This is a genomic window from Lapidilactobacillus concavus DSM 17758 (assembly GCF_001435835.1).
GTDB lineage: Bacteria > Bacillota > Bacilli > Lactobacillales > Lactobacillaceae > Lapidilactobacillus > Lapidilactobacillus concavus.
This window is the reverse complement of record NZ_AZFX01000087.1, coordinates 38,698-60,370: the sequence shown is the minus strand read 5'-3', so window position 1 is coordinate 60,370 and position 21,673 is coordinate 38,698. Positions and strand designations below refer to the sequence as shown.

The 21,673-nt window shown below is 45.0% G+C and carries 22 protein-coding genes; 20 read left to right on the top strand and 2 right to left on the bottom strand.

Annotated elements, in window-relative coordinates; all coding sequences use genetic code 11:
• The 12 genes from mraY (at nucleotide 1) to FC15_RS07545 (ending at nucleotide 12,914) form a co-directional block, all read left to right on the top strand.
• Nucleotides 1-972 carry a phospho-N-acetylmuramoyl-pentapeptide-transferase gene (gene mraY / locus FC15_RS07600; protein WP_371861346.1) on the top strand — a complete coding sequence of 324 codons (972 nt, stop codon included), beginning with the start codon at nucleotides 1-3 and terminating at the stop codon, nucleotides 970-972.
• 73 nt (nucleotides 973-1,045) lie between these two features.
• The gene (gene murD, locus FC15_RS07595; RefSeq protein WP_057825466.1) at nucleotides 1,046-2,431 is read left to right on the top strand and encodes a UDP-N-acetylmuramoyl-L-alanine--D-glutamate ligase; all 1,386 of its coding nucleotides are present in this window, start codon (nucleotides 1,046-1,048) and stop codon (nucleotides 2,429-2,431) included.
• Nucleotides 2,428-3,540 carry an undecaprenyldiphospho-muramoylpentapeptide beta-N-acetylglucosaminyltransferase gene (murG, locus tag FC15_RS07590; RefSeq protein WP_057825464.1) on the top strand — a complete coding sequence of 371 codons (1,113 nt, stop codon included), beginning with the start codon at nucleotides 2,428-2,430 and terminating at the stop codon, nucleotides 3,538-3,540. The genes murD and murG overlap by 4 nt, the downstream gene beginning before the upstream one ends.
• A 24-nt stretch (nucleotides 3,541-3,564) precedes the next feature.
• Nucleotides 3,565-4,413: a cell division protein FtsQ/DivIB gene (locus tag FC15_RS07585; RefSeq protein WP_235803368.1), complete on the top strand. Its 849-nt coding sequence runs from the start codon at nucleotides 3,565-3,567 to the stop codon at nucleotides 4,411-4,413.
• 120 nt (nucleotides 4,414-4,533) lie between these two features.
• Complete coding sequence (ftsA, locus tag FC15_RS07580) at nucleotides 4,534-5,916, top strand: cell division protein FtsA (RefSeq protein ID WP_057825460.1); 1,383 nt, start codon at nucleotides 4,534-4,536, stop codon at nucleotides 5,914-5,916.
• A 31-nt stretch (nucleotides 5,917-5,947) separates the two neighbouring features.
• Nucleotides 5,948-7,207: a cell division protein FtsZ gene (gene ftsZ, locus FC15_RS07575; protein ID WP_057825458.1), complete on the top strand. Its 1,260-nt coding sequence runs from the start codon at nucleotides 5,948-5,950 to the stop codon at nucleotides 7,205-7,207.
• Between the two features lie 25 nt (nucleotides 7,208-7,232).
• Nucleotides 7,233-7,673 (top strand): cell division protein SepF, encoded by a 441-nt coding sequence (locus FC15_RS07570; RefSeq protein ID WP_057825456.1) that lies wholly within the window; start codon nucleotides 7,233-7,235, stop codon nucleotides 7,671-7,673.
• Nucleotides 7,673-7,945, top strand: coding sequence for a YggT family protein (locus FC15_RS07565; protein WP_057825455.1), 273 nt, complete (start codon nucleotides 7,673-7,675; stop codon nucleotides 7,943-7,945). The genes FC15_RS07570 and FC15_RS07565 overlap by 1 nt, the downstream gene beginning before the upstream one ends.
• Nucleotides 7,946-7,992: 47 nt before the next feature.
• On the top strand, nucleotides 7,993-8,793 hold the full coding sequence (locus tag FC15_RS07560) for a YlmH family RNA-binding protein (RefSeq protein WP_235803365.1): 801 nt from the start codon (nucleotides 7,993-7,995) through the stop codon (nucleotides 8,791-8,793).
• 19 nt (nucleotides 8,794-8,812) lie between these two features.
• Nucleotides 8,813-9,601, top strand: a complete 789-nt coding sequence (locus FC15_RS07555; RefSeq protein WP_057825451.1) for a DivIVA domain-containing protein — start codon at nucleotides 8,813-8,815, stop codon at nucleotides 9,599-9,601.
• 281 nt (nucleotides 9,602-9,882) lie between these two features.
• Nucleotides 9,883-12,672: an isoleucine--tRNA ligase gene (ileS, locus tag FC15_RS07550; protein WP_057825449.1), complete on the top strand. Its 2,790-nt coding sequence runs from the start codon at nucleotides 9,883-9,885 to the stop codon at nucleotides 12,670-12,672.
• Nucleotides 12,673-12,689: 17 nt separating this feature from the next.
• Nucleotides 12,690-12,914: a cold-shock protein gene (locus tag FC15_RS07545; RefSeq protein ID WP_057825447.1), complete on the top strand. Its 225-nt coding sequence runs from the start codon at nucleotides 12,690-12,692 to the stop codon at nucleotides 12,912-12,914.
• 157 nt (nucleotides 12,915-13,071) lie between these two features.
• Here FC15_RS07545 and FC15_RS07540 read toward each other — a convergent pair whose 3' ends face one another.
• Both FC15_RS07540 and FC15_RS07535 read right to left on the bottom strand, forming a co-directional pair.
• Nucleotides 13,072-14,274, bottom strand: a complete 1,203-nt coding sequence (locus tag FC15_RS07540; RefSeq protein ID WP_057825445.1) for a toxic anion resistance protein — start codon at nucleotides 14,272-14,274, stop codon at nucleotides 13,072-13,074.
• On the bottom strand, nucleotides 14,267-15,286 hold the full coding sequence (locus FC15_RS07535; protein ID WP_057825442.1) for a 5-bromo-4-chloroindolyl phosphate hydrolysis family protein: 1,020 nt from the start codon (nucleotides 15,284-15,286) through the stop codon (nucleotides 14,267-14,269). Before FC15_RS07535 ends, FC15_RS07540 begins: the two co-directional genes overlap by 8 nt.
• A gap of 211 nt (nucleotides 15,287-15,497) precedes the next feature.
• Here FC15_RS07535 and FC15_RS07530 point away from each other — a divergent pair, with 211 nt between their 5' ends.
• From FC15_RS07530 to FC15_RS07495, 8 genes are all read left to right on the top strand, one after another.
• Complete coding sequence (locus FC15_RS07530; protein ID WP_057825440.1) at nucleotides 15,498-16,070, top strand: NUDIX hydrolase; 573 nt, start codon at nucleotides 15,498-15,500, stop codon at nucleotides 16,068-16,070.
• Nucleotides 16,057-16,347 (top strand): hypothetical protein, encoded by a 291-nt coding sequence (locus tag FC15_RS07525; protein WP_057825438.1) that lies wholly within the window; start codon nucleotides 16,057-16,059, stop codon nucleotides 16,345-16,347. The genes FC15_RS07530 and FC15_RS07525 overlap by 14 nt, the downstream gene beginning before the upstream one ends.
• A gap of 96 nt (nucleotides 16,348-16,443) precedes the next feature.
• Nucleotides 16,444-17,160 carry a 5'-methylthioadenosine/adenosylhomocysteine nucleosidase gene (locus FC15_RS07520; RefSeq protein WP_057825436.1) on the top strand — a complete coding sequence of 239 codons (717 nt, stop codon included), beginning with the start codon at nucleotides 16,444-16,446 and terminating at the stop codon, nucleotides 17,158-17,160.
• Nucleotides 17,161-17,162: 2 nt separating this feature from the next.
• Nucleotides 17,163-18,332, top strand: coding sequence for a cysteine desulfurase family protein (locus FC15_RS07515; protein ID WP_057825435.1), 1,170 nt, complete (start codon nucleotides 17,163-17,165; stop codon nucleotides 18,330-18,332).
• A gap of 244 nt (nucleotides 18,333-18,576) precedes the next feature.
• Nucleotides 18,577-18,921, top strand: a complete 345-nt coding sequence (locus FC15_RS07510; RefSeq protein ID WP_057825433.1) for a DUF1831 domain-containing protein — start codon at nucleotides 18,577-18,579, stop codon at nucleotides 18,919-18,921.
• Between the two features lie 19 nt (nucleotides 18,922-18,940).
• Complete coding sequence (gene mnmA, locus FC15_RS07505; RefSeq protein ID WP_057825431.1) at nucleotides 18,941-20,062, top strand: tRNA 2-thiouridine(34) synthase MnmA; 1,122 nt, start codon at nucleotides 18,941-18,943, stop codon at nucleotides 20,060-20,062.
• A 176-nt stretch (nucleotides 20,063-20,238) separates the two neighbouring features.
• A complete protein-coding gene (locus tag FC15_RS07500; protein ID WP_057825429.1) occupies nucleotides 20,239-20,910 on the top strand; it encodes a histidine phosphatase family protein in 672 nt (223 codons plus the stop codon).
• 101 nt (nucleotides 20,911-21,011) lie between these two features.
• Complete coding sequence (locus FC15_RS07495) at nucleotides 21,012-21,671, top strand: tetratricopeptide repeat protein (RefSeq protein ID WP_057825427.1); 660 nt, start codon at nucleotides 21,012-21,014, stop codon at nucleotides 21,669-21,671.
• Nucleotides 21,672-21,673: the final 2 nt, after the last annotated feature.

Below are 21,673 nucleotides of genomic sequence, written 5' to 3'. Positions count from 1 at the left end.
TTGAAAATGGGATATTCTTTAGCTGCCGTTATTGGTGCCTTTGTACTGACCGTGCTCGGCATGCCACCATTTATTAAGTATCTGCGTCGACATGACGAGGGACAACAGATTCGTGAAGAAGGACCAAAGTGGCATGCTAAAAAATCAGGGACGCCGACGATGGGTGGTTTGATTTTCTTAATTGCTATCTTGGTGATGGTGTTGATTGTGAGCCTGGTTAGTCACCAACTCACGACTGATGTCTGGCTTTTCGTGCTTGTCTTGGCGCTCTATGGTGCGATCGGGTTTGCGGATGATTCCGTTAAGCTAGCGATGAAGCGTAATCTAGGATTAACAGCACGCCAGAAATCACTCGCACAAGTTGTGACGGCGATTGTTTTCTTAGTGATTTACTTCCATGATCAGATGCCAACCGCGTTACCATTTCCAGTGATTGGTCAACTGGATTCACCTGTATTTTTTGCCGTATTCGTCGTGTTTTGGCTGGTTGGTTTTTCCAATGCGGTCAATTTGACGGATGGCTTAGATGGCTTAGTCGGTGGTTTAGGAATTATTTCTTATGGCGCCTACGCCATAATTGCGCTTCGTGAACATCAAGCCGTCGTTGCCATGATCTGTTTGGCAGTGGTTGGGGCGTTAGTTGCCTTTCTCTTCTTCAATCATCTACCAGCCAAGATTTTTATGGGAGACACTGGGTCGCTTGCGTTGGGCGGTGGCTTGGCAGTAATCTCGATTATTCTAGGTCGACCTTGGTCGTTGTTGCTGATTGGGCTCGTCTATGTGATCGAAACAGCTTCTGTGATCTTGCAGGTCTTTTCATACCGGACTTTCCACAAACGTATTTTTAAGATGTCGCCAATCCATCACCATTTTGAAATCATTTGGGGTAAAGGATCGGAGAAAAAGGTTGTCTTCACATTTTGGGCGGCTGGTTTAGTTAGTGCCACCATCTATTTATTATTGTTCTTATAGTTCGTCTTCAGTTTAGACAGTCTTCGATTTAGAATTTAATTTTGATCAATTCTAGCAGAGGTGCAAAGGTATCATGAAGAAAGTTACGGCATATCAGAATAAAAAAGTACTTGTTTTAGGCTTAGCGAAAAGTGGCGTTCATGCGGCGCTACTCTTACATAAATTGGGTGCACTCGTTACGGTTAACGACAAAAAGCCGCTCTCAGAGAACGTCGAAGCTCAGCAGCTCGTTGAAGAAGGCATTCGCGTCATCGCGGGCAGTCATCCTTTAGCTTTGCTAGATGAGGATTTCAGCTTAATGGTCAAAAATCCTGGGATTCCATACAGTAATCCAATGGTACAACGTGCTCAAGAATTAAAACTACCAATTATCACGGAACCAGAGTTAGCCTATGAGGTTCTCGAAGGTGAAATGGTTGCCGTGACGGGATCAAATGGCAAGACGACCACCACAACGCTCATTAGCTTAATGTTGAATGAAAGTCAACCCACACCTCGCGCGTTTGTTGCAGGGAACATTGGTGTTCCAGCAACCGAGGTCGCACAAAAAATTGAACCCGGTCAAACGATGGTGACGGAGCTATCGAGTTTTCAACTACTAGGGACGACCGAACTTGATCCTCATATTGCAGTGCTAACAAACATCTATGAAGCTCATCTCGATTATCATGGCAATCGCCACAATTATGTTGAGGCCAAGATGAATATTGTCAAGAATCAGACCCCAGAAGATTATTTTGTGGTCAATTGGGATAACGAAGAATGGCGTGGCTTGAGTCAACGAACTCGTGGCCAAATAGTGCCATTCTCACGTCAGAATCTGAGCCAAGAGGGCAGTTATCTGCAAGATGGTTGGTTATACTTCCGCGGTGAGAAAATCTGCACAGCTAAAACTATCAAGATCCCTGGACAACATAATGTCGAAAATGCTTTGGCAGCCATTGCGGTCGCAAAGCTCAAAGGTGTCAGCAATCAAGCAATTATAAATGTTCTGAGCACCTTTGCGGGTGTTCGTCATCGCATTCAATTCGTTGAAGAATGGGAGAATCGTCGCTTCTATAACGATTCAAAAGCAACAAATATTGAAGCGACAACGGTTGCCTTACAAAGTTTTGAACAGCCGCTGGATTTAATTGCAGGTGGGTTGGATCGCGGCTTTGTTTTCGACGAGCTGGTTCCGCTGCTGAAGAAGCATGTCCGCACGATGGTCGTCTATGGTGAGACTGCAGACTTGATGCGCGATGCTGGTGAGAAAGCCGGCCTCGAAAAAATCGTGAAAGTCGATGATTTGGTCGTGGCAACTCGGGAGGCCATCAACCTGTCCAAGCCCGATGAAGTGATTCTGTTATCGCCAGCTGCTGCAAGCTGGGATCAATTCCATACTTTTGAAGAACGAGGCGACTTGTTTATCAAGACCGTCGAACAACTGACAAATCAAGTTGAGGAGCCCGAAAAATGAGACTATTAATTTCCGGTGGTGGTACCGGTGGCCACATCTATCCCGCACTTGCACTCATTAAACGCCTGAAAGAGCGACGCCTGATCGATGATGATGAAGTACTCTATGTTGGCACGAAAAAAGGTCTGGAAGCAGACATTGTCACTAAGGCGGGTATTCCGTTTGAAACGATTGAGATTCAAGGCTTTCGTCGTCGCTTGACGTTGCAAAATTTAACAACGATTGATAAGTTCCGTAAGAGCTTGTCACGTGCAAAACAAATTATTCAGGATTTCCAACCTGATATTGTTGTCGGGACGGGTGGTTATGTCTGTGCACCGGTTTGTTACGAAGCAAGTCGGTTAAAGATTCCCACAATGATCCACGAACAGAATTCTGTCGCAGGAATGTCAAATAAATTTCTCGCGCATTTTGTCGACCGGGTCGCCTATGTCTTTCCAGAAGTTGCCCATCAATTTTCTGAGAAGAAAAAGCTGATTCAAACAGGTAATCCACGTGCACAAGAAGTTGCAGCGCTTAAACCGACAGGGATCCTAAAGACATTAGGACTGAATCCTGAACTCAAGACGTTGTTGATCGTTGGCGGTAGTCGGGGTGCAGAACCGCTGAACAAAGCGGTCGTCAAGGCAATCCCGGAATTATCTGAGAAACCTTATCAAGTGCTCTTCATTACCGGTCGTGCGCTGTATGAAAATGTTCATCAGGCAATCGGCACCGTGAAAGAGGCACCAAATATCAAAATCGTCCCATATTTGGATAATTTGAGCCAGTTGTTGCCTGAAATTTCTGTCTTATGTGGGCGTAGTGGGGCAACGACACTTGCTGAGATCACCGCCTTAGGTATTCCGTCAATTCTGATTCCAAGCCCATATGTGACTCATGATCATCAGAGCAAGAATGCCGATTATCTGGTCGAGAGTTCAGCGGCGCTTCTATTGCCAGAGATGGAACTGAATGGTCGTTCGTTAGTTGCAGCAACGGATCACATTTTGTTAGATTCCGAAGTCTGGCAGCAGATGCATATGGCGGCACTTGCCCTGGCAACGCCAGATGCGAGCGATCAGATGATCACCGAAATGCTCTCGTTGGTTCGTCAATATCATCACTGATCATGAAAGGTGGGGGAAAACTTGGTGAAAAATGATCATCCAGATAAAATTGCTAAGCTTGACCCTAATGCCTCGATTCGGAATTGGGAAAAGTTTCGTGACAAGTCTCAACAAAAACAGGCAAAGCAACTTTCAAAGCCAGTTTCTGCCGAATTACCAACCTATAAACGGCAGCAACGTTGGCAATTAACGTGGCATTTAAGTTTAGTCATTCTTGTTTTTGGGACGTTGTTTGGCTTACTCTGCTATCACATTTCACCGCTGGCCCGTGTCGGCGACGTTTCAGTGACGGGTGAGAAGCTGACTGCCGCGCAAGATGTCATCGATGCGAGTCAATTATCATCGACCGATTATGTGACGCGAGTCTGGTTAACGAAGGATCGCATCACGGGGCGTATTAAAAAGAAGCTGCCCGCATTGAAAACCATCTCGCTGAACTTCAGCCAATGGCAGGATGTGACCATCAAAGTTCAAGAGTATCAAACCGTTGGATTCGTCGTGAACCAATCCAAGTATCAACGAGTGCTCAGTAATGGCGTCGTCGATGATGGCGTTTTGAAAAAGCCAATTGGTAACTTTCCAATTTACTCCGGTTTCAAACAAGGAACTGCGTTGAATCGCATTATCAAACTTTATGCAAAAATGCCGGTGCAGATTCAAAATGCGATCTCTGAAGTGAAGTCGGATCCAAGCAAAACAAATCCCTATCGCATCCATTTATTTATGAATGATGGGAATGAAGTGGTGGCGGATTCACGAACGGTGATTGACCGACTGAAATATTATGGTGGCATCGTGGCACAGACAACCAAAAAAGGGGTCGTTGACCTCGAGGTGGGAGCCTATTTCGTCCCGTTTAATCATAAAAATTAAACTTATTCTTGCGAATCAGAAATAACAGTTTATTATCATATCGTTGGTGTGTTAAACTTTAATAAGTACTAGTTTTTTTAATCTATTGACTATAATAAAAATCGAGGAGGCTTTATTTTAATGGATAAAGCTCAGATATATGTGGGCCTCGATATTGGGACAACTGCAATCAGAGTAATTGTTGGCGAATCAATTAATGAACATCTAAACATTATTGGCGTTGGCAGTGAACAATCGCAAGGTCTTAAAGACGGCGTGATTGTCGACATCGATAAGGTTGTTGCCGCTACTCGAAAGGCAGTTCATCAGGCTCAAGCAAAAGCAAATGTAAAGTTTGATCAAGTTGTTGTTGGTGTGCCAGCCAAAGAAATGTTAATTGAACCCGTTAAAGGGATGGCCATCGTTGCAGATCAGCCAAAAGAAATTACAGATCAGGAAGTGCGGAATGTGGCCAGTGCTGCATTATCGCGTAACTTACCTCCTGAGCGAGAAATCGTGGCAATTACGCCACAACAGTTTATTGTCGACGGACAAGCACACATTGTCGATCCACGAGGAATGTCTGCCGTGCGGATCGAGATGGAAGCGCTGGTTTATTCCGTGCCTACCTTGGTCGTTAATAATATCCGTAAGGTGCTCGAACGTACGGGATTGCGTTTGAAACATTTTGTTCTGAATTCATTGGCGCTTTCAACAGTTGCGTTGAATGATGGCGAGCAGGATTTTGGTACGATTTTGATGGACATGGGTGGCGCGCAATCGACTGCTTATGTGATTCATGATCATCAGTTGAAGTTCATCGTCGAAGATGATGAAGGCGGGGATAATCTGACCAAAGACGTTTCCGTCGTCTTGAATACTTCGATGACTAGCGCAGAAAAAATCAAGCGAAACTATGGCGTTGCTAATCCACGTTCAACCTCTGATAGCGAGAAGTTTCCGGTTGAAATTGTCGGCCAGGATGACCCAGTTCTCGTTGATGAAACTTATCTATCTGAGATTTTGGAAGCTCGTTTCGAACAAATCTTCGATCGACTTGCTGCCAAGCTTGAGCAAGTCCATGCGTTCGATTTGCCTGGTGGCGTCGTGATCACGGGTGGTGTTGCCGAGACAATGAGCTTGAATTCACTCGCAGCTGAATTGCTAGATGCCAAGGTGCGCATCTACACACCTAAAGAAATGGGATTACGTAATTCATCGTTTGCCACTGTTCTAGGATTGATCACTTATGCCGCTGGCTTGAGTGAAATCGAGCTCTTAGTGACAAGTGTGATCAACCATAACGCATTGAGCGCGACAGCTAGTCAACCTGCTGTTCAAAAAGAATCAGAATCAGCACAAACTAGCGACTCTCGATTCAGTACGTTTGGCTTCGGCAATCGAAGTAATCAGACACCGAGTCAACAGAATCAAGCTAAATCTCCAACCACTGCTGCTAAGAAGCCGAAACAGTCTGAGCCAAAGAACAAGTTTCGAAACTTCTTCAATAAATTTTTCGATTAGAAATTTGTGAAACCTTAGGAGGAAAACGCACATGAACGAATCAAAAACAGAAGAGCAAGCTCAAACTTCCGGCGCAATTATTAAAGTTATCGGTGTTGGTGGTGCTGGTGGTAACGCGCTTGAACGCATGATCGAAGAGAATATTCAAGGTGTTCAATTCATCGCAGCTAACACTGACTTGCAAGTCTTAGACAAATCGAAAGCAGATATTAAGATTCAACTCGGGCCTAAATTGACTCGTGGCTTGGGCGCAGGTTCAAAGCCAGAGGTCGGCGAGAAAGCCGCAGATGAAAGTGAAGAAGCTTTGACCAATGCCTTACAAGGTGCAGACATGGTCTTCGTGACTGCCGGCATGGGCGGCGGTACAGGTACAGGTGCTGCCCCAGTTGTTGCTAAGATTGCAAAAGATCTCGGTGCCCTAACCGTTGGTGTTGTGACACGTCCATTTACATTTGAAGGTCCAGATCGCGCACGTTTCGCGGCTGAGGGTATCTCTCAAATGAAACAACACGTGGACACATTGATCATCATTTCTAATAACCGTTTATTGGAAATGATCGATAAGAAGACGCCATTGAATGAAGCCTTCCATGAAGCAGACAACGTGCTCCGTCAAGGTGTTCAAGGTATTTCCGATTTGATCACCTCTCCAGGTTATATTAATTTGGACTTTGCTGATGTCACGAACGTCATGAAAGATCAGGGTTCTGCCTTAATGGGTGTTGGCTCTGCAACTGGTGAGAATCGTATTTCTGAGGCAACGAAGAAGGCAATTTCTTCACCAATGCTTGAAGTTTCTATTCAAGGTGCTGAGAAGGTACTGTTGAACATTACCGGTGGCCTCGACTTGACGTTGTATGAAATGGAAGCTGCTTCTCAAATCGTTTCTGAAGCTGCTTCTTCAAATGTTAATATCATTTGGGGAACTTCAATTGATGAAAGTTTAGGCGATGAAGTTCGTGTGACCGTGATTGCAACTGGAATTGGCGATATTGACGCGGCTAAGAAACGCAAGGCAACGCCGAACCGCAACTTGATCAATAAAGCAGCTGCTGAGACAGATGACAAGAAGGCTGCTGAAAAAGATGACGATCCTTGGAACATCTTACAAACCGAGACAGAAACTTCAAAGATGTCAAACCGTCCACAAAATGCTGAACGTGAGTTTGAAAACATTGAAAAGCCAAGCTTCGACGCTTTTCAAACACATCCTTTAAAAGACGAACATGAACAAAATCATCAAAAAGATGACGATGATGTGCCACCATTCTTGAAGCGCCGCCAAAAATAGGCGCAGATCAGTGAGGTGATTGACGATGGCTTTTGAAAAGTTAAGTCGTTTCTTCGGAATGACAGAAGACGATGATGAAGATTATGAAACAGAAAACACTCAAGATCGCGCAGTCACTGAAGATGTGCCAATGAGTGGTTCAACGACCAATAGTGTTGATAATGTTGTGCCCTTAAACAATGCGCGCGCCATGGCACGTAAAATTGTTATTTCCGAACCGAGTATTTACGCAGATGCTAAAGAGATCGCGACTACTTTGTTGAACAATCAAGCAACTGTGGTCAACTTTAGTCAGATGGACGATCAACAGTCACGTCGGGTGATTGATTTCTTAACTGGCACCGTATTTGCCATCAAAGGCGAGATTCAACGTGTGGGTGATAAGATTTTCTTATGCACACCTGCTAAGTTTGAAATTGAAGGTTCAATCACCGATGTTTTACAAAGTGATAAGGACTTCGACTGATGACATTCATAAGTGGACTTTATGAGCTGCTTTATTATTTACTGCAGGCCTACAACCTGGCAATTGTGATCTATGCCATCATGTCATGGGTACCTCGTGCTCGCTATTCTAGGTTCGGGCAACTCATTTCAAGACTGGTAGAGCCGTTATTTAACTTAATTGATCGATTTATTCCATCATTTGGTGGTATCAGTATTTCACCAATTATTGCGTTAGGTTTGGTTTATCTTTTACAACGTGGGTTAACCGTCATTTTCTTCGGGTTATTCTAGTTTAAACTGTCAATGGATTGACCCGTCAATTGAAGGGAGGAAATCAATTGGATAGTGCAGTTTTCCAACATTTTCGTCCAGAAGAGCGTCCGTTTATCGAGCGCATCAACGACTGGCGAAATCAAGCAATGAATGAATATCGTCCAATATTAACCAACTTTTTGGATCCACGGCAGATTTTTCTGATTGAAACCGTTGTGGGCAAAGTTGATGATTCCTTCCGTTATTGGCAAGATGGCGGCTACAATCAGTCCGAACGTCGACGAGTCATTTTTGCACCGGGTTACTTTACCCCTGAAAGCCAGGATTATCATATCCAACTTTTCGAGATCAAGTATCCGGTGAAGTTCGCGACGCTTTCTCATGGTCGAATCCTAGGAACTTTGATTAATTCTGGTGTCGATCGTAGCCAATTCGGTGACATCATCACAGATGGTGAAACTTGGCAGTTTTTTGGTGTCGAGTCGATGGCGTCCTTCTTTGAAGAACAAATCGTGAAGATTGGATCGATTAACGTTCGAGTTGAACCTGTTCCTATTCTTGATGCCGTTAAACCGGTTGTCGATTGGCAAGAAGAATCGATTGTAGCGACTTCGATGCGTTTAGACACGATTATTTCTGAAACGTTTAATATTTCTCGACAACGTGCAAAAGAACTTGTCGAGGATCAACGTGTTCAAGTGAATTGGAGTGTCAACCAACATCCTGATTTTCAAGTTGATTTACTAGATATGTTAAGTGTTCGTAAATTTGGCCGAGTACAGGTTCTAGACGTGCTGGGACGAACTCGCAAAGAACGGTATAAGCTAAAAATCGCAACATTACGGCGGCAACCCTTGAGTTATTAATGAATAAGGAGATTTTAGAATGGCATTAACACCAAGTGATATACAGAATCAAAAATTTGAGACGCACTTTCGGGGCTTTGATCCAGATGCAGTTCAAGACTTTCTCGATCAAGTCGCAACAGATTACAACGATGTGCTGCTGCAGAATCAGCAGTTAGAGCAGTCCCTGAAGGAGAGTCAAGAACGGGTCAGCTATTTCACTGAGTTGAAAGATGCTCTGAATCAATCGATTATCGTTGCTCAGGATGCGGCCGAACGTGTTCGCGAGAATGCTCAACATGAAGCAGAGTTGACGAAACAAGAGGCACAAAAACAGGCAAATGAACTCATTAAAGAAGCCACAGATCGCTCAAATCAAATTTTAACCGAAGCTGCAGATCGGTCACGTCAATTGACTGTTGAGACGGCTGATCTTCGTGATAGTACACGAGTCTTCCATCAAAAATTGCAAGTTTTATTACAATCGCAATTGGCAATGGTGAATGCACCAGAATGGCAGGATTTACTGAATCAAACACCGAATGCAACGCCGGAAATTGAAACTCGTCCAGAAGCTCAAGCGCAACCAGAAGATGAGCAAGCTACTGTGGAAGAAGCAACGACAACGCCAGAAGCAGCGCCAGTTGCTGAGACAGCGTCGGTTGAGCCTGCGACTGAAACAACTTCTGAATCAGAGGTTGAGGATCAACCTGCTTTTCAGTACCGTAACCGCGGTAATGACACGCAGGGTGAGTCAGTTGAGACTTCTACAGATGCCAGTCAATCGGACGATGGGATAACCATTGTTTTTCCAGACGAAAACAAGTAGAATATAATTAATCTTAACCTTGTCACTAGGGGCCATTTAAGTCTAGTTGATTGTTAGGTGAGCACTCAAGTTTAAATCATGTGGTGTCATTCAAGCGAGCCGGAGTAGGTGTGAGTTCGGTATGTTCCAGCACATGATGCATCGCCTTGAGAGACAATTGGATAATCAATATTGAAGTGGAAGAGCGTTTTGCTTTTCAATTTAGGTGGTACCACGGGAATCTCGTCCTATATTTATAGGGCGTTTTTTTATTTTCAGTAAGAATACGGAGGATTGATTTTATGCGTGTCAAAGATACCTTACACTTGGGTAAAACCGAGTTTCCTATGCGCGGTAGTTTGCCAAAGCGTGAACCAGAATGGCAAGACCAATGGGAAGAAAATAAAGTTTATGAGCGACGTCAAAAATTAAATGAGGGTAAACCAACTTTCATGTTGCATGATGGCCCTCCGTTTGCAAATGGGAACATTCATTTAGGTCACGCACTGAATAAAATCAGTAAAGATATTATCGTTCGCTATAAGTCGATGAGTGGATTTCGCGCGCCTTATGTTCCGGGCTGGGATACACACGGCTTGCCAATCGAGCAGCAATTAGCTAAACAGGGTGTCGATCGTAAAACAATGGATCCTATCGAATACCGGAAACTCTGCTACAACTATGCGATGCAAGAAGTTGAAAAGCAGAAAGCAGGTTTTAAACGCTTAGGTGTTGCTGGCGACTGGGACCATCCTTATATTACATTGCAACCCGAATTTGAAGCCGAGGAGGTTCGCGTCTTCGGCAAGATGGCTGAAAAAGGCTATATCTACAAGGGTAAGAAACCTGTCTACTGGTCACCATCTTCCGAATCGACTTTGGCCGAAGCGGAGATCGAATATCATGACATTAAGTCACCATCAATCTACGTGGCTTTCAAGGTGATCGATGGTAATGGCGTGTTAGATACCGACACGTCGCTGATTATCTGGACTACGACGCCTTGGACCATTCCAGCAAACCTGGCTATTTCAGTTAATCCACGCTTTGACTATAGTGTAATCAAGGCGGATGGTAAGAAGTATGTCATCGCGACAGAACGTTTGGCTGAGGCAACAGCCGCAATTGGATTTGAGAACTATGAAACCTTAGCACACGTTGCTGGTAAAGACCTCGAGTTCGTCAAAGCAAAGCATCCTTTATATGATCGTGAATCTGTTGTGATCTTAGGTGATCACGTCACGTTGGATGATGGGACTGGCTTGGTCCACACGGCACCTGGTCATGGTGCGGATGACTTTAATGTTGGTCAGAAGTATCATTTGCCTGTTTACTCAGTCGTCAATGCTCAGGGATACATGAACGAGAATGCACCAGGATTTGAGGGTGTTTTCTATGATGATGCCAACAAACTGGTGACCGATGCCTTAACCAAAGCGGGTGCCTTACTGAAACTCAGCTTTTTCGTGCACAGTTACCCACATGATTGGCGGACAAAGAAACCAGTGTTTTTCCGTGCGACAACACAATGGTTTGCCTCTATAGACGCTTTTCGTGATCAGATCTTGGCACAAATCAAGCAAGTTAAATTTAGCCCTGAATGGGGACAAACTCGTCTTTATAATATGATTCGTGATCGTGGCGACTGGGTCATCTCTCGTCAACGCGCTTGGGGACTGCCATTACCAATTTTCTATGCAGAAAATGGTGAGGCAATTATCACGCCAGAGACCACTGAACATGTGGCAGAATTGTTTGAAAAGTACGGTTCGATTGTTTGGTATGAAAAATCCGCTAAAGAATTATTGCCAGAGGGATTCACCCATCCAGGCAGTCCTAATGGTGAGTTTACCAAAGAAAAAGATATTCTCGATGTCTGGTTCGATTCGGGTTCGTCTCACCAAGCCGTCATGGCTCAACGACCAGAATTAAGTTTCCCTGCAGACCTTTACTTAGAAGGATCTGATCAGTATCGTGGCTGGTTCAACTCAAGCTTAATCACAAGTGTTGCTGTTACCGGGCAGTCACCTTATCGTCAGGTCGTTTCACAAGGCTTCGTCCTGGATGATAAAGGCCATAAGATGAGTAAGTCACTTGGCAATGTGATCAATCCTAATGATGTCTTCCGTCAATTTGGTGCCGAAATTGTCCGCCTCTGGGTTGCTTCAACGGATGCTAGTTCTGATGTTGCCGTTTCAATGGATATTCTTAAGCAAGTTTCCGAATCATACCGTAAGATTCGCAATACAATGCGTTTCATGCTCGCTAATGTCACTGACTTTGACGTTGAAAAAGACAGCTTAGACTTTGAGCAGTTACGTGAAGTCGATCAATATCTGTTAGTTCGCTTGAATGACGTCGTTAAGCAATCGCTCGAAGCCTACGATCAGTTTGATTTTGCAACCGTCTTTAAGCTTGTTAATAGCTTCTTGGTCAATGATCTCTCGGCGTTCTATCTCGACTTCGCCAAAGATGTGATTTACATCGACCAAGAGAATGAGCCTGAACGTCGCGCAATGCAGACGGTGATCTACGAGAGTTTAGTTGCATTGACAAAATTATTAACACCGATTTTGCCACATACGGCTGAAGAGGTTTGGCAGTACTTGTCAGAACCTGAGGACTACGTGCAATTGGCTGAAATGCCTGTTGCTAAGGACTATCCTAGTCAAGCACAATTACGTTCACAATGGGTAGAGTTTATGAACTTCCGCGATGACGTCCACCGCGCGCTTGAAACAGCACGCCAAGAGAAGATCATTGGCAAGTCATTGGAAGCTGCTGTGACCATCTATCCAAGCGAACAATTACAGACGTTGTTAACTAACCTGAAGGCGGATGTCGCACAACTCTTAATTGTTTCGCAGCTAGCCATCAGTTCAGACGCCGCTCCTGCAGATGCCACGAGTTTTGACAACTTCTCAATTCGTGTTGTTCATGCGCCAGGCGAGGTTTGTGATCGTTGCCGTAAGACGTTGACTGATGTGGGTTCCGATGCAGATCTACCAAATCTGTGTGCAAGTTGTGCACAGATTGTTCGCGCAGAGTTTCCTGAGGTCGTGACAGAAGGCTTCGATCCTAAAAAAGCATAGGAATAGGGGTGTGCTTCATGTTAAAAGGAAAAGTACGTTCATTTGATGAACAAAAAGGATTTGGGTTCATTTCATCTGAAGGTTTGCCAGACACCTTTGTTTTCTTCTCTGCCATCAAAACCAGCGGATTTAAGACATTAACAGCGGGTCAGCAAGTGACGTTTCAAGTGGCTCAAGGTGAAAAAGGTCCGCAAGCCATTAACGTTGAAATTATTGAAGATGATGACCAAGACGCCGAATAAACGGTTTCTGAGGTTAACTTCTAGTCCCATTAAGCTTCAAACGTGAAGACTTTAGCGTTCAAAAAAACACACGATGATGTCATCGCCGATTTAGTCGGCGGCATCATCGTGTGTTTTTAACTTGTTTTGAAACAAATGATTGAGTTGAGACGTTGATTTAGAAATCGGTGACGTCTTTTCTGAATGTGGTGCCATCACCAATTTCCCCACGGCTATAGGCTAATAGGTGGTTTTTAAGCTCGGATTCCATTTTTTGTAACTCGGCTTCTGCGTGTTGACGTTTCTGACGCCCTTCTTGTTGGATCTTAAGGGTTTGTTGCAAGGTTTCAACGAGATCATTCTGTGTTTTCTGAAGTGTTTCGATGTCGACAACGCCGCGTTCATTTTCCTTGGCGGTTTCAATTGCTGAAATCTTCAACATCTCTGAATTCTTCAGCAAGAGATCATTGGTTGTTTGCGAAACCTGGCGCTGAGCAGTGACAGCGTCTTTTTGGCGAAGAAGGGTTAGCGCGATTGCAACTTGATTCTTCCACAAGGGAATCGCAGTGTTGATTGACGCTTGGATTTTTTCAGCAAGGGCTTGATTTGTGCCTTGAATCAGGCGAATTTGCGGCGCTTGTTGAATCGTAATTTCGCGAGCTAATTGCAAATCGTGAGTTCGTTTTTCGAGTCGATCTGCAAATTGCTTAAGATCGTTGGCTTCTTGAACTTTCATCTGATCGCCACTTTGTTCGGCTTCAGCAAGTAATGCTGGAATTTGTTGTTGTTCTAGTTCTTCCAACTTCACTTTTCCTGCGGCAATGTAAACATTTAGGGCATCGAAATAAGCTTTATTTTGCTCATAGAGGCCGTCTAACATTTTACTATCGACGAGCAAGGCGTTCTTTTGGTGATCTAATTTAGAGCCAATAGCGTCGATTTGGGCGCCAATTTTTTGATACTTGGTCGTGATTTCATAAATCGAACGTTTGACCTTACCGAAGATCTTGCGGAAGACATTGTTGTTCTCTGCCGCGAGTTCGGAAGGATTCGCTTCGTTCAGTCGATACATGAGATCAGTCAGAGAGTTCCCAATCTCACCGGTCTGTTGACTCTGAACCTGATTCAACATCTGTTGTGAAAACTCAGAGAGCTTTTTTTGCGCGTTGGCACCATAATTAAGTACTGCGGTTTGATTCTGCGTATCAATTTGCTTGGCAAGCGCTTGGGCCTGTGCTTGTTGCTGCGGCGATAACTGTTGCAAACTCGATTGGCTATCGACTTTCTGTGGCTGCGCCGGTGTTGATTGTTCAGTGAATGGCGTCGCTAGCAAGTCATCGTAAAGCGGATTTTGAGTTTGATTTTTTTCTGTCTCAGTCATTCTGGGAATCACCATCTTTCAATGTGTCAGTCTTTGCGTCAGCGGCATGATCTACAGCATCAGAATCAGCACCAGACTGTTGTTTTGTGAGATAATCTTTTTGAATCTGGCTCAGCTGATCTTGCATCTGCGCGATTGATTGTTCACTCTTCAAGTTAAAATCAGCCCGCTGATCAGGATGATTAACGGCGTCTAAGGTCGTCGATAAGTCAGAGATATCTTCCGCAACAAAGTCGGTGTAATCGTGTTTCATTTGTTCACTGAGGGTTGCCAGTACTTCAACACTGCGGTCAAGCACGGCATAGGTATCGGCGGTCTTAACCTCGTGTGTGTTGATTTCTTGATATTTACGAGCGATCTGTAGGCTATTAGGCAGGTGCTTATAGAGAAAATCAGCAGCCTCTTGCAGACGTTCTGGTTCCTTAACGAGCGCTGCGAACATCGCCTTAGCCACTTCAAGCGTGTCGTGATTCAGATTAATTGCACGTAACTTAGGAACTGCAGTCATGACTTTTTCAAGGTCGATGATCTCTTGCTTGGCTTCTGCCATTGTCTCGCGGAAAACATTGATATCTGTGTCAGATAAACCTGCCTGATGATAGTGATTCAACAGCTTGTTATTAATTGGTGCGTCGAAGCTTTCGGTTGCTGGTCGCGCTTTTGTCTCGACACCTGCAAATAGGTACGCGATAAATGCGAAGAAGAGCCCGACGATGCTGAGTGCCAAAGAATCATCACTCGATAAATCGACGACGGTCAAAAGGGTGCCTAAAATGATGCAACCAGTCATGAAATAGCATGACCAAGCCATCAACTTGCGAAATAGGCGCTTATCACCCTGAAGCGTGATGGCACGAACAATGAGGGCGGTGGACAATGCGGTCAAAATCAGTGCCGCAATATCGACGAGCCCCCTAGGGCCCTGAATAGTAACTCTAACGGAGCTTAAGATTAGGATTAAAACAACTGCGATCACGTAGAACAATCGCCGTGTATTCTTTTTTGTTTGCATGATAGACCTCCATCGCAACTTTCTAATCAAATTCTAGCATAGTCAGAGAAAATCTAAATAAGGCTAAAGGTTGATTTTGAACTCATGCTTAGGGGAATGAGGGTTGAATTTATTTCCGTTCGGCCGGTTTACGAACAAAAAGTAAGAGAAAATCATTTACAGCCCTGTGTTGATAAGGTATGATAGTTACATTATGGAAGGTGAACTAACGATGAGTGAATTTACTGAAAAAGTAATCGGTGATGAACTGGTTTATCATGGTCATATTATTGACGTGCATCATCAAACTGTCGAGCTACCTAATGGCAAGCCCGCTCAACGCGACATTGTGCAGCATCATGGCGCTGTTGCCATCTTGACCTTAACGGCGGATCATCAACAGGGTTATTTTGTGCGGCAGTGGCGCGCTCCCTTGCAACACGAGACGTGGGAGATACCCGCGGGTAAAATCGAAGCAACGGAAACAGACCCATTGGTTGTAGCTAAACGTGAACTGAATGAGGAAATTGGCGTTCAGGCCGAACAGTGGCAACTGTTGAGTAATTTCTATAGTTCGCCCGGTTTTGCAACCGAGCGGATGTTCTTATATCTTGCAACTGATCTGAGCCCAATTTTGAACAAGCGGCCGCTAGATGAAGATGAATTCCTTGAAGTTAAGTTGTTGACACTTCCAGAAATCCAGGCGCGTCTAGAAGCCACTGATTATGTGGATGCGAAGACGTTATTAGCTGTTAAATATTGGGAACAACTCATCGCAAATGAGGATAAACATGAAAACAAATGAAGAACCAGATACGATTATTGACACCAGACCATCTCATCGTCGCTCGGATCGACGATCACGCTCAATCAGTCATGAGTCAGCGACCGACACCACGCAAACTGAAGCAACCAATGCAACTTTATCGAGAGTGGCACGTCAACAGTCGCAGCGCTCTTCAGGGGTGAATGATCATCAGAAAGAGGTTCGTCATCCCTTCATGAGGCGTCGTTTAAACTGGGCAATTTTTGCCGTTGTGGTGCTGATTATCGCCATCTATCTCGTCTTATTCTTCATTTAATCCGTTAACCAATTATTGTGTTAAATCTGATGACGTTAAAATTGATCAATTCGTTCGAACTAACTTAAATTCAACAACCTATCTCAGGAGGAACAAATGTTAAAAATTGGAATTTTAGTGCCGATGGCTGAAGAAATCGGTCTCTACCAAACAAAATTAAGTGCGGTGAGCATCGAATCCATTGCACAGGTCGAATTCACCATTGGCTCTTATGAAGGCGTCGAACTCGTCTTGGCTCAATCTGGGATTGGTAAAGTTCAAGCCGCGTTAACAGCGTCATTGCTGTTCGATCATTATCAAGTCGATTTAGTGATCAACTCTGGTTCTGCGGCAGGGGTGGCAGATGGGCTTTCAATCGGCGAATTAGTCTTGAGCGATCGCCTTGTCTATCATGATGTTGATGTGACCGGTGGTGGCGATTATGAACTCGGACAAGTACCCGGTCATGATCGTTATTTCTATGCAGATCAACCAGTTTTAAAAGTTGTTAGCGCAGCTGCAACTAAGTTAGGAATCAAGACCATGTCAGGGTTGATCGCAACTGGGGATCAATTCGTGGCTGATCCTAACCGTGTGGCTGCCATTAAGCAAGAATTTGCGGGCGTTGCAGCAGTCGAAATGGAGGGTGCTGCGGTCGCACAGGTTGCCGCCAGCTTTGGCAAACCATTCTTAATCATTCGCGCCATTAGCGACAACGGTGATGACTCGGCATCCGTAAACTTCAGTGAATTTGTTGTTCAGGCTGGTAAAAACGCGGCCACCTTGTTGTTGACTGCTTTACCAGAGTTACAAGCGATAAAAGGGGACGATTAAAGTTGAACCACTATTATTTCGATAATGCGGCCACAACGCCTATGAGTCCAGATGTGGTTCAGGCCATGAGTGCTGCTTTAGCGAATGATTTTGGTAACGCCTCAAGCACGCATTATTATGGCCGCCAGAGCCATCATCTGCTCGATCAGAGCCGTCAGACAATTGCGCGCAGTATTCATGCAAAAACCGATGAGATCGTCTTCACCAGTGGAGGTACTGAGAGTGATAATACTGCCATTTTAGGAACTGTTGCGGCTTATCACGAACGCGGCCGTCACTTGATTACGACGGCAGTTGAACACCCTGCAATTCTCAAAACGATGCATTATTTGGAAACACAGGGCTATGAAATCACTTATTTACCGGTTGATCGAGAAGGCCGTGTCAGTGTGACTGACGTTCAAGCTGCCTTGCGTCCGGATACGATTCTCGTTTCGGTCATGATGGGCAATAACGAGGTTGGCACGATCCAACCTATTGCTGAAATTGGACAGTTACTCAAACATCATCAGGCCATTTTTCATACCGATGCCGTGCAAGCTTACGGTATTCTTGACATCGATGTGACCGCATTGGGCGTCGATCTACTATCGATTTCTGGGCATAAATTGCATGGTCCTAAGGGAATCGGCTTCTTGTACATGAACGAACGCCTAAACTTGGAACCCTTTATGCATGGCGGCGAACAGGAACATCTGCGTCGCGCTGGTACCGAGAATATTCCTAGCATTGTCGGTTTGGCTCAAGCCGTCGCAGATCTAACCCCCGAACGTAAAGTCGAGAAACGCGAGCAGTTACAGACGCTCAAACAAACGTTGATTACCGATTTGAAGGCGAAAGACGTCGACTTTGAGATCAACGGCCCGGCGCCTCAAGAGGGGCTTCCTCACGTCTTAAATTTGTGGCTACGTGGTGTACCAACTAACTTAATGCTGATGAAACTCGATCTCAAAGGATTTGCAGTCTCTGGCGGCTCGGCATGCACTGCCGGTAGCCTAGAACCCTCGCACGTCCTGATTGCACTGTATGGAGACGAACACGCCCCACAAATCAGTGAATCATTACGAATCTCATTCGGAGATCAGAACACGATAGAAAGCGTCCATAAACTAGCAGAAGCAATAGCAGAAATTACAGAGCGTTTCCTCGGGCGCTTAACCCCTGAGCATTAACAAACTTTCACGGGGAAGGGCAAAGCCATTCGCGGTGAAAGCGAAGTAAAGCGGAAGGGGTTGCTCGGGAAGAAACGTTTCAAAAAAGACAAGGATGAGACTTGTCCGCGGACCTCAACAGTTGCTGAATGGATCTTGAATTTTCCGGCGGATCTGTTTATCACGTCACTTGGTCTAGTTCCGTAGTGATGTTATAATCAAAGGGAAGTGCGACTATCAAGTTGAGGAAAAAGAGGGATTCAAAATGGCAAAAGATGAAGTTAAAGTTTTAGGTGATGAACGGGTATTTAAAATCAGTTCAAAAATTAAAAAATATGCTTTGTTAGATGTTGGATTCGTGAAATCAAACCGTGGTCGTTTCCAATTAGAACGACCATTAAACGGTGAAACACCCTATGGTGCCAGTTACAAACTCAAGGTCACAATTGGTGAAGACTTAGATACCTTGAAAATGGCCGTCACTGATCCTAGTGGCTTGAAGGCTGTTAATATTTTTAAAGATGAAAAAAATGTGAGTGTCGTTGAACAATTTAACTTTCAAATCGAAAATTTAGTGGAGCGCGATATTTTAGTTGTTGCTCCCGCATAATAAAGGAGCAAATTGAATCATGGATAATTCTAAGACCCGTGTAATCGTCGGGATGAGTGGTGGCGTGGATTCATCTGTCACCGCTTGGTTGTTGAAGCAGCAAGGTTATGATGTCATCGGTGTTTTTATGAAGAACTGGGATGATACAACGGATTCTGGTTTCTGTACTGCGACTGAAGACTATGAGGATGTGGCGCGTGTCGCCGACCAGATTGGTATTCCGTATTACTCGATCGATTTTGAGAAAGAGTATTGGAATCGGGTCTTCGAGTATTTCTTGGACGAGTACCGCCACAACCGGACGCCTAACCCCGATGTGATGTGTAACAAGGAAATAAAATTCAAGTCGTTCTTGGATTATGCGATGGAAATGGATGCCGATTATATCGCAATGGGGCATTATGCGCAGTTATCACGTGATGCTGATGGCACCGTCCATTTGATTCGTGGTGCCGATGATAACAAGGATCAGACTTACTTCTTGAATGCCTTGTCACAAGATCAATTGCAAAAAGTGATGTTTCCAATTGGTGGTATGCGTAAGCCTGAGGTGCGTGCGATTGCCGCTAAGGCTGGCTTGGTAACTGCTCGTAAGAAGGATTCAACGGGTATCTGCTTCATCGGCGAGCGCGACTTCAAGAAATTCCTGAAGGAGTTCTTGCCTGCACAGCCTGGTCAGATGGTGACACCAGACGGCGAGGTCAAGGGTCAGCATGATGGTTTGATGTATTACACGATTGGTCAGCGTTCTGGCTTGGGCATCGGCGGTAGCAGTGAGTCGAGTGAGCCATGGTTTGTTGTCGGCAAGGACATGAGCAACAACACGTTGATCGTGGACCAGGGCTTCAATAATCCACGTTTGTTTGCAACCAGCTTGGATGCTTCAAATATCTCGTTTGTTACGGGCGATGCACCTGCACAGTCATTCCACGTGACGGCGAAGTTCCGTTATCGTCAAGCTGATGTTGGTGTGACGGTTAATATGAACGATGATGGCACGATGGCAACAGTTGTTTTTGATGAGCCCGTACGTGCGATCACACCTGGCCAGTCGGTTGTTTTCTACGACGGTTCAGAGTGCTTAGGTGGCGGCGTGATCGATGTTGCTTATGACCATGCAAATGTCTTACAATATGTATAAGCATAACCACGCGTGATGATCTCGTTTGGTTGATGTCGAAACGAGGCGAATCAATCAGAACGGATTGACGAGCTGACTCACGATCTCAACTTCAATCAAGCATCATCCCGCTATAATTAGGCTGCTGACAATCAAATGTCCAGCCTTTTTCATTACATAATTTTGAGGATGGGTAAATGACTAAACTTTTTTTCGTACGACACGGCAAGACGAAATGGAATCTCGAGGGACGCTATCAGGGAGCAGGTGGTGATTCGCCGTTACTGCCCGGAAGTTACCAAGATGTCTCGCGATTAGCAACGTATTTATTGTCAAAGAAGATTAAGTTCCGCGCAATCTACACCAGTCCGCTCTTGCGTGCAAAAACGACTGCGGTTTTTCTCAGCGAGAACCTGAACCAGAAGAACCTACCGATTCGCGTGGAGACCGGCTTACGTGAGTTCAATCTCGGCGTAATGGAGGGTAAGACGTTTAAAGAAGTCGAAGCAAAGTTTCCAGCGGCAGTGGATGCATTTCGTCACCATCCCGATTTATTTGAGGAAAACGAGGTCCAAGCCGAAACATTTAGTGAATTGATTTTGCGCATGCGCCAGGTGATTTTGATGATTGTCAAAAGCTATCCTAAAGACAGCGACCATATCTTGATTGTGAGTCACGGCGCGGCATTGACGGCATTGATGCAATCTTTGATTGGGACTCCTTTAGCCGATTTACGCAAGAATGGCGGTTTGACCAACACGAGTTTAACGGTACTCGAAACGAAGGATCAAGGCCAACATTTCAAGAAGCTACAATGGAATGAAACCTCCTTCTTAGGGAAGAATTTAGATAAAACTGACTCGATTTAACCCGGCGGTTATCTACGAAAATAGTGTTGCTTCTAATCGAAGCAGCCCGGTCGTTTAAGCAATTGGGAGTCAACTTGTCGTTGCAGAGGAGGAATCACAACATGAAACAAGCGCCACAACCTAAAATTAATGAAAAAATTATGGCACAGTTCAAAGCAGGGCAGCGGGAAGAAGCGATTATTGCACTGACGAAGTTGTTGGCGCAACAGCCCAATGATGTCGACTTGCTTTTGCAATTGGCGACAATGTTGATCGAAGTCACTGATCTCACTCAAGCGCAACAAGTCTTGCAACGTGCGGCGGTAATCGACCCAGAGCGCGTCGAAGTGTTGTACAACCAAGCCGTTGTTGCCCATCAACTCAAGCAAGATCAGCAAGCTGTTCAGTGGTTGCAAAAGCTAAGTCGCTCGGCGTTGGCAGTTGAGGCCAATTACTTACTGGCAGTCATCTACTTCGAACATCAACAGATCCAATTAGCCGCGGCATTTGCGTTGACGGCGGTTGAAGCCGAGCCGTCTGATTTTCCTGCAAATTTACTGTTGGCACAGATTTTAGCGAAACAGCAGGCATGGACGCAATGCTTAGGCTATGCGCAACAGGCTAATATGCTAGAACCAGATGATGCAGATGCCATGTTCGTTTACGGATCGGCTTTGTTAAACACGGGGGACGTCACACGCGGTCGTCAATTATTGCAACGCGTGGCTGCCGTTGCGCCGAAGAAATACGAGTCGGCAGTGTCGTTGATCCTCTCAGAGTAACC